This window comes from Flavobacterium sp. RSB2_4_14, assembly GCF_051547085.1.
Lineage (GTDB): Bacteria > Bacteroidota > Bacteroidia > Flavobacteriales > Flavobacteriaceae > Flavobacterium.
In genome coordinates this window covers 729650-743026 of sequence record NZ_JBPTTL010000001.1, presented here as the reverse complement: position 1 = coordinate 743026, position 13377 = coordinate 729650, and the positions used below count along the sequence as shown (strand labels likewise).

7 protein-coding genes and 1 tRNA gene are annotated in these 13377 nt (G+C 36.2%); 5 read left to right on the top strand and 3 right to left on the bottom strand.

The window, feature by feature from the left end; all coding sequences use genetic code 11:
* Positions 1 to 29: 29 nt before the first annotated feature.
* A tRNA-Leu gene (locus tag ACSVH2_RS03420) sits at positions 30 to 109 on the bottom strand.
* Between the two features lie 260 nt (positions 110 to 369).
* Here ACSVH2_RS03420 and ACSVH2_RS03415 point away from each other — a divergent pair.
* From ACSVH2_RS03415 to pth, 3 genes are all read left to right on the top strand, one after another.
* Complete coding sequence (locus ACSVH2_RS03415; protein WP_438091756.1) at positions 370 to 1311, top strand: ribose-phosphate pyrophosphokinase; 942 nt, start codon at positions 370 to 372, stop codon at positions 1309 to 1311.
* 27 nt (positions 1312 to 1338) lie between these two features.
* A complete protein-coding gene (locus tag ACSVH2_RS03410; protein WP_438091755.1) occupies positions 1339 to 1947 on the top strand; it encodes a 50S ribosomal protein L25/general stress protein Ctc in 609 nt (202 codons plus the stop codon).
* Between the two features lie 103 nt (positions 1948 to 2050).
* The gene (pth, locus tag ACSVH2_RS03405) at positions 2051 to 2722 is read left to right on the top strand and encodes an aminoacyl-tRNA hydrolase (protein ID WP_438091754.1); all 672 of its coding nucleotides are present in this window, start codon (positions 2051 to 2053) and stop codon (positions 2720 to 2722) included.
* A 125-nt stretch (positions 2723 to 2847) separates the two neighbouring features.
* Here pth and ACSVH2_RS03400 read toward each other — a convergent pair whose 3' ends face one another.
* Complete coding sequence (locus ACSVH2_RS03400; RefSeq protein ID WP_438091753.1) at positions 2848 to 5499, bottom strand: zinc-dependent metalloprotease; 2652 nt, start codon at positions 5497 to 5499, stop codon at positions 2848 to 2850.
* 382 nt (positions 5500 to 5881) lie between these two features.
* Between ACSVH2_RS03400 and ACSVH2_RS03395 the strand changes: the two genes are divergently transcribed.
* Together ACSVH2_RS03395 and bioB are read left to right on the top strand one after the other, a co-directional pair.
* Positions 5882 to 6811, top strand: a complete 930-nt coding sequence (locus tag ACSVH2_RS03395; RefSeq protein ID WP_438091752.1) for a bifunctional riboflavin kinase/FAD synthetase — start codon at positions 5882 to 5884, stop codon at positions 6809 to 6811.
* Between the two features lie 131 nt (positions 6812 to 6942).
* On the top strand, positions 6943 to 8028 hold the full coding sequence (bioB, locus tag ACSVH2_RS03390) for a biotin synthase BioB (protein ID WP_438092259.1): 1086 nt from the start codon (positions 6943 to 6945) through the stop codon (positions 8026 to 8028).
* Positions 8029 to 8101: 73 nt separating this feature from the next.
* On the opposite strand, the gene ACSVH2_RS03385 is transcribed toward bioB, so the two are convergent.
* Positions 8102 to 12988, bottom strand: coding sequence for a T9SS sorting signal type C domain-containing protein (locus tag ACSVH2_RS03385; protein ID WP_438091751.1), 4887 nt, complete (start codon positions 12986 to 12988; stop codon positions 8102 to 8104).
* Positions 12989 to 13377 lie beyond the last annotated feature (389 nt).

Here is a 13377-nt window from a genome sequence, read left to right as displayed (position 1 = left end):
CTCTCAAGAATGGGAGGTTTACTTTAAAGTACCCGGAGTGGGAATCGAACCCACACACCTAAGTACACGAGTTTGAGTCGTGCGCGTCTACCAATTCCGCCATCCGGGCAAGGATTAAATGTCATTTAAATGTCATTCGGATATTGATTATTATCAATTTGTGGGTGCAAATGTAAATAATTTTTCTTCATCGAATCAAAAAAATAGTTAAAAATATCCTTTCAGAGTCGGATTTAATTTCTAAATTTGCACCTCGGTAAAACGAACAACAACTAACTAACTACACCCGAGGCAATTAATACAGCAAGCTTACGTTAAACAAAAAAGCAGAATTGTATAGAGCGCAGCGGAATAAAACAACAAATTACAATGTCGCATTTAGAACCAGAAGCAAAGATATTTGCGTGTTCGCAAAGCGTCTATCTTGCTGAACAAATAGCCAAAAACTATGGCGTTCCGCTTGGTAAAGTTACGTTCTCAAGATTTAGTGATGGTGAATTTCAACCTTCTTTTGAAGAATCAATAAGAGGATTACGAGTTTTTATTGTTTGCTCTACTTTTCCTAGTGCCGACAATTTAATGGAATTATTATTAATGATTGATGCTGCAAAAAGAGCTTCAGCCAGACACATAACTCCTGTAATTCCTTATTTTGGTTATGCAAGACAAGACAGAAAAGACAAACCAAGAGTTCCTATTGGAGCAAAATTGATAGCCAAATTATTAGAAACCGCTGGTGCAACTCGAATAATGACCATGGATTTACATGCTGATCAAATTCAAGGGTTTTTTGAAAAACCAGTTGACCATTTGTTTGCATCGACTATCTTTTTGCCTTATGTTAAAAGTCTTCAATTAGAAAACTTGACTATAGCTTCACCTGATATGGGTGGTTCAAAAAGAGCCTATGCTTATTCTAAGTTTTTAGAATCGGATGTGGTTATTTGTTACAAGCAAAGAAAAGCTGCCAATGTGATTGATACTATGGAGTTGATTGGTGAAGTAAAAGGAAGAAATGTTGTCTTGGTAGATGACATGATAGATACTGGAGGAACATTGGCCAAAGCTGCTGATTTGATGATGGAAAAAGGCGCTTTGAGTGTAAGAGCAATTTGTACACATGCTATACTTTCGGGTGATGCTTATGAAAAAATTGAAAAATCTAAGTTACTCGAATTAATTGTTACCGATTCTATTCCGTTAAAGAAAGAATCAAATAAAATAAAAGTGGTGAGTTGTGCTCCTCTTTTTGCCGAAGTTATGAACATGGTGCAGCACAACACTTCCATTAGTGGAAAATTTTTAATGTAAATTATTATTAACTATAAATATTTTTAAATGAAATCGATTACGATTAAAGGATCAGAAAGAGAAAGCGTAGGCAAAGTAGCTACTAAAGCCTTACGTGATGCTGGAATGGTTCCTTGCGTTATTTACGGAGGAAATCAACCAGTACATTTTGCAGCAGAAGAAAAAGCATTCAAAAGCTTGGTTTACACTCCAAACGCACACACAGTTGTAGTTGATTTGGGCGGAAAATCTGCGAATGTTATTTTACAAGACATTCAGTTTCACCCTGTTTCAGACAAAATTTTACACATTGATTTTTTCGAATTAAACGAAAACAAAGAAATCATTATGGAAGTTCCTGTTAAAGTTACAGGTACATCTCCAGGTGTTTTACTTGGTGGTGATTTGCGTCTAAACCAAAGAAGATTAAAGGTGAAAGCTTTACCAAAAAATCTTCCAGATTTTGTTGAAGCAAACATCTCTGAATTAGAAATGGGTAACAAATTATATGTTACTAAATTGGAAGCTAAAAATTTCAAATTGATGCACCCAGACAATACTGTTGTTGCTCAAGTGAAGATTTCACGTGCCGCTATGAAAGCCGCTCAAGAAGCAGCAAAAGCAGCAAAAGCTCCAGCAAAAGGAAAGAAAAAATAATTTTCAAACCCTTATACAAGAAAGCATCAGTTCACACTGGTGCTTTTTTTATGGCTAAAAGTGAGTTTTTGAATAAAAGTATAATTTAGTTTACTTTTGCCAAATGAAATGGTTAAACCGTTTATTCGAAAAAAAGAAAACTGCTGATAACTCAGAAGAAATAAATTCAGAGAGTCACGAACACCCAATAAAACAATATAATAAAGTGAGTAAAAAGTTTCTCATAGTAGGCCTTGGAAACATAGGTGCCGAGTATGTAAATACTAGACATAACATTGGCTTTAAAGTTTTAGATTATGTCGCTCAAAAAGAAAGTCTAACTTTTGAAACTGCCAAATTAGGCACGATTACCGAATACAGCATCAAAGGAAGAAAACTACTTTTGCTCAAACCCAATACCTACATGAACCTTAGCGGCAAAGCGATTAAATATTGGATGGAAAAAGAAAATATTCCCAAAGAAAATATTTTAGTAATCACCGATGATCTAAACTTACCTTTTGGGACTATCAGAATAAAAGCTAAGGGAAGCGATGGTGGTCATAATGGATTAAAAAACATTCAATTAATTCTAAACACTACTGAATATCCACGATTCCGATTTGGTATTAGCGATGAATTTAAAAAAGGTCAACAAGTAGATTATGTCCTTGGTGAATGGCAAGAAGCCGAAAAAGTAAAACTAATGGAACGCTTTGTCATTGCTAAAGAAATCATAGAGTCGTTTGCATTGGCTGGACTGAATAATACCATGAATTCATATAACGGAAAATAACACTCTTTTTTTTATTCGACCAAATAGTAATTCACAAAAAAACAGCACCAAAATATTTTTGGTGCTGTTTTTAATTTACTTTATAACTTATAATCTGTGTTGATTTTGAAAAAGTAAAATTTACTTTATTCAACAACTATTTTCTTTACTTCTTTTCTATTACCATCAGTAACAGTCATCAAATAAATACCTGCTTGAGCATTATTTAACTGAATATTCTCATTAATAGTAGCTTGATTAGAAAATGAGTTTTCATAAATTTTTCTTCCTCTCATATCGAAAACAGTAACGTTAATTTCATTTGAAATAGGATTATTGTATTGAAGTGTAAAGTTTCCTCTATTTGGATTTGGATAAACCGCTAAATCTGTAGTATCAAATTCTTCATTTCCTAAAGTACATCCAAAATCAATTCCCCAAGAATTAATATTTCCAGTATCACCATTATAAAAATCCTGAACGGTTAATGTCCAAGTACCATTAGATGGCTTACCATTAAAAGCTGCTAATGCTTGTACAGGACTGAAAGTTCCTGAAGTTGGACTTCCACAAACTGGCGCAGGGAAACCATCGGCAAAAGTTACATTCATCCCTGAACTTTGAGGATTGTTACACGTTCTGTTCCATAAAGTAATTTCTGTTCCGTCTGGGTGTTTTAATTTAACCACTAAATCTCCAATCCAAGTATGACCTGTACTAAATGAAGCCTTCATGTTATTGATAGTAACATTGCTTGGGAAATTTATTGTACGAACAGCAGCCGCACCTGCAGAATTAGCACCTAATCCGTCTGCAATAGCTGTCCCAGGTGTTTGTGAAGCTACATTACAGTCATAGCCTAAGGAAATGTTTTTTGAAACGGCATAAAATATATTTCCGACTGCTTCAATCAATAATCTACAATTTTGGGTTGGCGTATTAGGCATCGTTATCGTTTCAGTACCATCATTCGCTGTATTTCCTACTAAGGTAGTAAATGTGGTTCCTCCATCAGTAGAGATTAAGATATTTACATTAGCCGTATTCATTCCGTTAGCTGTAGTTCCTGCAACATTCCATGTTATGGTTTGTGAAGAACCCAATTGCCATGAAGCATCGGCATTTGGACTTGTGAATTCAAATGCGCCACCAGCATCAACTACAGTAACAATCATTTGTCCAGTATTAGTTTGTCCTCCTCCTAAAACATTGTCTCTTACGGTTAAGGTGAAAGCTAATGATCTAGGAACTGAAGATACAGTTTCCCATGTAGTTACCAATTGACCTGCAAGTACACTTTCAAAAGCAGGCATATATCTTACTGGAATTTCGCTTGGTAAAACCGATCTAAAGTTAGGGCCGTTTGTCTTTGTAGGTGATGGAAATGTAGATGTTCCTCCTACTACAGTAGCTGGGTTATTTTGTTCCCAATTGTATGTCAACACTTCACCTGCTGTTCCTGTACCAGAACCTGTCAATTTAAAAGCAGTACTAACAGGGATTGTATAACCACTACCAGCTGAAACCGTTGGTCTTGGGTTTGTAGCAGCGATACTTGTACTTATTGGACAAGTTTTAGTATTCATATTAGACTGTATTTGCAAAATACTTCTGTATGTAAAATAATCATCTGTATTAGATTGCATGTCAGTTCCACCACCGCCAATTCCTGCATACGCCATAATAGTAGAGCCACTTCCTGGTTCAACATTAACACCATTATTTTCCGTAGTGTGAGTAAAAGTATGATTAGCTCCCATTTGATGTCCCATCTCATGAGCAACATAATCCAAGTCAAAAGTATCTCCCGTAGGAATACCATCTGCTGGTGAAGTTATACCACTTCCTTTTTGAGCATCAACACAAACACATCCTATACATCCTGCATTTCCACCACCACCTGTAGCTCCAAATAAATGGCCGATGTCATAATTGGCAGCACCAATAACTGAAGTTAAAGTAGTTTGCAACTGAGAATTCCAATTGTTCATTCCCGATGCTGGAGAATAAGGGTCAGTTGAAGCATTTGTATAAACTACTAAATTATTGTTGGCAATAATTAGTAATTTTATGGCTAAATCTTTTTCAAAAACTCCGTTACATCTAGTCATTGTTGCATTCATCGCTGCTAATGCTAAAGCCACTGTTCCGCCATGATACTGAGCATATTCTCCGGTACAAGACAAAGCCAAACGCATTGTTTTATAAACTTGATTATTAGCCATTGTAACGTTGCCATTTCTTTGCAAATCTTGAACTAAATGTACATCATCTGTTGAGCAAACAAAAGGCAAATTGTTTGGTGTTCTTGTTTTAGAATCAAAAACAACATACACTGAACGGTCTTTTGTATATGGCTCTATAAACTCTGTTCCTGAACCTGCTCTAAAAATCATAGTTTGAATTCCTAGTGGAGAAAAACTAAAATTTAAAGTTGCGGATGGATCGGTTACTCCTTTTCCAATAAAAGCTCTAATATCTGGATAACTTGCTTGTAAAGCAGGTTCAAAATTAGATGATTCCCATATCATAAATTTTTCTAATGTCCCATTTACGTTAGGCAACGTAATTTCAACACCAGGAAGACCCGATGATTTAGTAGCAACATTAGAAAGTAATTGCTTAAACTGAATTGGATTGAACTGTACTAATTTTTGGTTTTGGGAATAAGGAGTCTCCCTTACCTTTTCGGTATTTATGGCTTTATCATTGGAGAAAATTTGCCAAATGTTGCTTCTTTGGGAAAAAGCATTTGAAACGGTAATAGTTAAAATTACTAATAGTAAATTTTTTTTCATGGTTGTTTGATTAAATAAAAATAATTGGTCTTTAGTTAGACGATAGAAAAAATTAATTCCTGCACTGTTCGCCTAAAAAATAGATTAATTTGTTTGTGGTTTCAAAGATAGTTATCTTTCAATAATTTACAAATTTGAGTGAGTTATTTTAAATAGTTTTAAACAAATCTTAATCAGTTGTCTCATATTCGCAACATTTTATCGATTTTCTTAAGTATTATATTATATAATTCTTATGCGATATTTTTAAAAACTCAGATAAATTAAAGGAAAAACGATTTATCCAAAATGTGTCAATTCTAAGGTTTTCTATTAATGCTCTTTTAAATTATTATTTTCCATTTCAAAAATCTATTTTTGCTTTTTAAATATCCCGCTTTTTTTGAAAATAGTCAATTCCATACAGTTATACAAAGCCGAGAAGCCAACCGTGGTTACCATAGGCACTTTTGATGGCGTTCACCTTGGTCATAAAAAAATATTAGAGCAAATTATTTCTTCCGCACACACCCTTAATTGCGAAAGTTTGGTACTCACTTTCTTTCCTCATCCAAGAACTGTAATTCAAGCAGACACAGAGATGAAACAGATTAATACTTTGGCAGAAAAACTAACTTTATTAGAGGAATTAGGGATAGACAACTTGGTTATTCACCCTTTTGATGCCTCTTTTTCAAGATTAACCGCCGAGGAGTTTGTCAAGCAAGTTTTAGTAAATACATTTAAAATAAAAAAAATTATCATTGGTCACGACCATCGCTTCGGCAGAAATAGAACGGCAAATATTGATGATTTAATCGATTTTGGAAATGAATTCGGGTTTGAAGTAGAACAAATTTCCGCCAAAGAAATAAATGAAGTGTCCGTAAGTTCTACTAAAATAAGAAATGCCCTAACAGAGGGAAATATTGAATTGGTGAACTGTTTTCTTGGGTATAATTATTCATTAACGGGAATAGTAATAAAAGGAAAACAACTGGGAAGAACTATAGGATATCCAACAGCTAATATCAAAATAGAAGAAGACTATAAACTCATTCCTCAAAATGGTGTTTACGTTGCTAAAAGTAATATTGATGGCGTCACCGTTTTTGGCATGATGAATATTGGCACTCGCCCAACAGTTGACGGGACAACACAATCCATAGAAATTCATTTTTTTGATTTTCATAAAGACCTCTACCATCAAAAGATTACCCTTTCGCTAGTACACCGAATGCGCTCTGAACAAAAATTCGAATCGGTGGATGCCTTAAAAAAGCAGTTGGATAAAGATAAAATAACGGCTCTTGCTGTTATAGAAAAGCTGTAACTATCATTCTGTCGTTTAGGTTTAAATGCTAAACTCAACGTATTTGTTCGTAATAACTTTCTATTAATCTTCTTCAAAATTGTTACTTAATAACAAATTAACTACTTTTGATGAACTATAAACAAGCACCTATGAGTATTACAAAACACAATTGGACCAAAGAAGAAATTATTGCTATTTACAATAAACCTCTCATGGATTTGCTATACGAAGCCGCCTCAATACACAGAGAGCATCACGATCCAAACGTAGTTCAAGTTTCCACTTTATTATCTATAAAAACTGGCGGTTGCCCAGAAGATTGTGGCTATTGCCCTCAAGCTGCCCGTTATCATACTGATATTGAAGGAAATGATTTGATGACGGTAAGCCAAGTAAAAGCGCAAGCACTTCGTGCCAAATCCAATGGTTCTTCCAGAGTTTGTATGGGTGCAGCATGGCGAAATGTAAAAGATGGCGAAGAGTTTGACCAAGTATTGGAAATGGTGAGAACCATCAACAAACTGGACATGGAAGTGTGTTGCACACTAGGAATGCTAACCGAAAACCAAGCCCAAAGATTAGCCGAAGCAGGTTTATATGCCTACAATCATAACTTGGATACTTCCGAAGATTATTATAAAGAAGTAATTTCCACTCGTGGTTTTGAAGACCGTTTAGCAACTATCGAGAACGTTCGTAAAACCAATGTTACAGTTTGTAGCGGAGGAATTATTGGTATGGGCGAAAGTATTGAAGACCGAGCAGGAATGCTAGTAGCGCTTTCTACTTTAAACCCACAACCAGAATCAGTGCCAATAAATGCTCTAGTAGCTGTAGAAGGGACACCAATGGAAAATGAAAAACCAGTGGAAATTTGGGAAATGATTCGTATGGTAGCTACCACTCGAATTGTAATGCCCGAAACGCAAGTGCGCCTTTCGGCAGGTAGAACCGAAATGTCAAGAGAAGGACAAGCGATGTGCTTCTTTGCCGGTGCCAATTCTATTTTTGCGGGAGACAAACTATTAACTACTCCAAATCCAGATGTAAACGAAGACATGAAAATGTTTGAAACACTTGGACTAGTAGCTCAAAAACCATTCATCAAAATCATGCAACCTACAACAGTAGAAGCAGAAGATTCTCAATACCAAGCACTGGGTGAAAAACCAAAATGGACTCGACCAGGTCATACCATTGAGCGTAACTTAGAAGCGTCTACTAAAGGAAAATAAAATAGTAATTTTACTCCAATAAAAAAGTGCCAATCTGAAATTAGATTGGCACTTTTATTTTAAGTAGAGTAGATTATAACACTATTTTTCTTGTAACCACTACTCCATTTTTTAATCTTATCTTCACTATTAATGTTTGTTGACTCATCGAAATATTTGAAGTCACAAACTCAGTATTGTTTATTCCTTTGGCTTCAAATAATTGTCTTCCTAGTATGTCATAAACCGTTACATCTTGCATGTTTTCGATGAATGATTTGATTGTCAACTGACCATGATTGGTGGCAACAACTACACTATTGTTTAGCGTTTCGAAGTCTGGGTTGCCTAAATTTTCAGAAGTATAACGCAATATAAATCTATTATCAAAGCGGCCTGCATCAACGGTAAAACTGTAAGGTGCTACTCTTAAATCATGAATAATATTCAAAACTTTATCTTCTAAAAATATAGGTTGTCCCTGTTCAAACAACCCATCTAAAGCACTGATGGCTATTTTATAAGTACCTGCTGTTGCTACTTTTATACCCAAGGCTACAGTATCCGTATTAATAAAAGGCAATGCTCTTCCTTGTATGCAATATTCTTGCACTGCATCATTAGTTATGAATGAATAAATATCCAAGCTATTAGCTTTAGTCACCGCATCAAACAATCTGTCTTTTTCATTAGATGCTGTTTCAACATACCCAATTAAAGTTCTCTTTACTGCATTTTGGGGAGAAACAATGTCCAACCAAATGCGACTTTTTTCTTCCTCACCAATTACAGTTTGCTCAACTGATGCATTTCTGTAAAATTGAGTATTGTTATAGGTTGCATTTGTCGAAGTATTTCTTCGCATGCTGTTATTGAAATTAACCGAACCACTCGCCGCTGGTCCATCTTTCATCAAAACAAAAAATCCCTGTCCAGAAGCGATCATTCCATTAAAACCTGTTGGACCACTTACAGTTCCAGTGCCATTGTATATAATGTAATCATTAGAAGTATAATTTATCGCAAAATCATCATAAAACGGATCGACAATAGCAGCACTTGGTACAGTTCCATGTGACCAAACATAAACAAAACCTTCAATGTCAGGATTATTAGCATTCAATAAAAAAGTCAAAGAATTTATCGCTGATGGATAGGGATTTCCAACTAAATTCCAATTATCATCCCATTTTGTGGTGCTGCCTACTACTGGATAGGAAAGTGGCGGATCGGTTATAAGACCTTGAATATTTCCACGCGAAATGGGAATACTGATAACTCCATTATTAGGTTGCCCTCTAAAAGTAAAGGTATTGGTAGCTGGAGTACTTGAACCATTAAAAGTTCTCGCAATGTAGCCTTTACCTTCTGTCATAGTAGCAGTTGATGGCGCAATCCAGTTTCCAAAAGTTCCATTTGAATTTGGGAAAACAGGATTCCACTCATATCTAAAACCATTAGGCAAATTGTTTACTGCAAACGATTTTGTGGGTGAACCCCAATACACGTAGTCAATATCTCGAGCAGTATAATCTCTTTTTACGGTGAATTTTGTTCCAGAATAATCCCCAGTATTAGTATCTGGTTCATTCACTTGTATCAATTGTCCGCCAGTTTCAATAATCACATCACCATTATTGGTCAATCGATTGTTTACTCTGATGTAATCATTAGGAAAAGCCGTAGAACCTATCGTTACAAATTTGTTTGTTTTTACTTCTAAATCTCCGGTAGCAATCAAGTTATTGCTTATTGCAGTAGCAAAATCATTATCTAAAATAACATTGAAAAAATCTTCGGGATTGGTGTGCACGTTATTATTAATAACTTGAGGCAAACTACCCACAAAAGAAACCGTTCCATTGCCTTCTAAAAAGTTTGCGGTTGCTAAACTATTGGTGAAATTTTTATACAAATATAAATTGCCATCAGCCGCTGCAGTTCCATCATCCATGTCAAGTACACCAGTGAAGTTTATCAACAAATCGCCATACACTTCAAGTTTGTTATTGATATTAGCTTCTACTTGTACTTTTCTTCCAGAAATGGTTAAATTTCTAGTCTTAGCAATATCTGAGAAAGTATCTGAAAAAGGGGCTGTAAAATCTATAATGGCATCTCGAGCTGCGGACGAAAATACTACTACATCTGTAAACTCATCAGGTACCGATAATTGTGCCCAATTATTGCAATCAAACCAATTAGTGCTGATTCCACCTGTCCATCTATTAAAAGTATCTGATACAGAAATAGAAAACGGAGATGGTGAAGGACAAACACCAAAAGATGGAATCCAATTAGTAGTATAATTTAATATTTGACCCAATAAATACTGCTTAGTTCCTGTGGTATTGCCTGGTACAACTGATACGTCATAACTTACTCGATATATTCCTGTAACAGTACTTGCTTGTAAAGAAGCACATAATAACTTTGGATGCTTTCTAGACCTTCTCAAATTATTGCCAGTTGCACCACTCAAATCATCTGCTAAATCATACCAAAGTCCACCATCTTGCACACCCGAAAGCACTGTGCCTACAAAAGTGGAACCTGCAACATCATATATAAAATTTCCTTGCAATAGGAACATCGAATCAGGAGCGGTTGTAGAAACATTAACAATACCATGACCCAAACCAGTCGATCCATCTGCAGTTTTGCAAATTATAGAAAAGGATGTATTTGGTACAAGAATTCCTCCGGGAGTTACTGCTGTGATTGTTGAGCCAGTGCCTACACCCGAAATTGTTTCTATACAAAACGTAGAAGCTGCCGGAATAACGCTACCTCCATTATAAGTAAATTCTAAAAAAGGAACGTTCCCATCGGGAGTTGTAATACAGGAAAACCATTTATCAGTTCTAACATTAGCAGCAGGTAATCCACCCGTTTCATAAGTCGCATTAGTCCACAAAAATCGAGTACCAGGATTGATGTCAACCATAGTCAATAGTCTGATTCCATCATTAGCAGTACTTGCCAAGTTATTATCATAAGCAATCAAAACTAAATCGCCTGTTTTCAAAACAGTAGGATTTATGTTAAGCGGTGTGACACTCACTTCTACGCCACTGCTCCATTCACTACCATTTCTTACGAATATTTCCAAATAATAAGTAGTGCCGTTAGTCAATCCTGTAATGTTAACCAAGTTCCCACTCGAGTAATAAACCGCTTGATTAAACCCAGCAAAAACAGTATTAGGCGTATATGCTGTGTTGGTACTTCCTGTTGGAACAAAAGTAATTCCAGGCGTAGCCGTTACCACAACCAATACTTGATCAAAACAAGCTACATTGGGGTTAACCCAAGAAAGCGATGCCGAAGCATTACCTGCAGTGGTAGATGCGCTAGTCACATTAGGAAGATTGATAGTGGGCGTCGTTGTAGTGGCAGTAGCCGAATACAAAGTCGAAGCACCATTATTTTTATAAGCATACACCGCAAAAGTATAAGGCAAACCAGCCGTGAGTCCTGTTACGGTTACACTTACGCTCGCCGCTGCCGTAGTTTTGTATAAAACTCTCGAAGTGGTAGCATTATAGGTTGGTGCTAATGTATAATCCAAATTGGTAGTTTGTGTAGGCACATAAATAGATGTTACCGCATTAGGCACTGCACCTTGTCGCACTACTAGCAAATAACCATCATAACTGCCCGTAGCTGGTGCAGTCCAATTTAAAACCTGAGTGGTGTTTGTCGTACAACCTCTCGTGAGACTTCCAGGAACAGCCGGTGGTGTTAAAGTAATGGTTTGAAATCCTGCCACACTTGCACTTCCAGATTTAGTTCCCGAACTAAAAGTTAAATCAGCATTGGCAATAGCATCAATACGAATGGTATTACCAGCTGTAGCTCCAGCAGCAATAGTGGCAGTTACCCAAAAATAACTTGTACCAACAGGCAAACTCACCGTAGGCGAAAGCGAAAAAATTAAAATATCACCCGAACCTGTTGAAGTAGAACTCAATGTGCCAATAGCGGTAGCAGTAGCAAAATCATTTGCGGTAGAGTTGCGCCATAGCGTAAACCCATTAGCCGCAATATCAGCAGCAAGATAAGTACCACTCGTGGCAAACGCAGCCGTGGTAAGCGATGCATCAAAACTAGCCACTGTAGTTTGAAACGAAGACAAGATATGATTGGTTGTCCCTTGAGCCACATTGGCAGAAGTTATTTGTGTACCATTATCGGCTAATGTAATCACAGGTGTGCCGGTGGGTATTGTAAAATATATTTGATCAAATTCAGTAGAAGTTATTGCATTTGCACCTGTTGAATGTAAAGCAGCAACTCCAATATAACCATTAGCAACAGGAACAAGTGTGTTGTTCAATCCAGTTCCTTGAGAAATGTTTGCGTTTGTTGCATTTGGAACCTCAGTTGCTATTGCACCAACACCGTTAGCAGCAGGAAGAGTTGAAGTAAAAATTTCCCATGTTCCTGTTGAGGAACGTGTTACTCTTATCAATAAACCAAAATCGGTTCTACCATTTGTAATAGCGCCAGTAGATGTTATTACAGTAGCACTTACAGCTCCGTTTAAAATGTACTCTAATCTAATCTCATCATTAACAGTATCATCTCCAATAGCAATTCTATAACCATCTACTGTAGCACTATTGAGATTAGCTTCATTGGCATATAACCAAAAATAGGCTTGATTTGCTGCGGTTAAAGCTTGCGCTCTTCTACCTAACCAAAAACCCCATTCTTGTGAAGTTGACCAGGAAGAAATTTGGCTACTTAAGTAATCGGTTTGTGCTACAGCAAGTGCATTTAATCTTAATGTATTTGAACCCGTTGAACCAGCAGCAGCATCACTATTTGGTTGAATTCCCCATAAAGTTGTGTTTCCACCCCAAACTGGCGAAACTGAGAAGTCACCGTCTGCGAATGAATCATATAGAGTCTGTCCATACGAGCCAACATTCCCAATAAATAAAACAAAAGCAACGAGTAATAATCTTAATTTCATATAAGTATATCAAATAGTTTCATAATCACTAGTGTGTTTTTGGCAGGCCAAAAAAGTCAAGTACAAGCAGTAAAAATGGGCTTGCAAATTTAAATCTAAATTACTTAAATACAATAAGTTCGTGTTAAGAAATCAGTACCAAAACGTGAAATTTATTAACAATGTTATCCATGCCTGTGATAAGTGTTTGATTTTATAAGACTTTAGCAGCGTAACAACGGTTTTACCTACTGTTCCACCACACCCAAAAAGGCATAAGAATTTTAAGGTAAAAAAGGACACCCTCAAAAATTTAGCACTCGCCTTCCAATAAAAACACCACACACCACTACTAAAACATTCCCAAAAAAGAAAACTCACCCATACGGAAATTGAATTCATGCCTACGG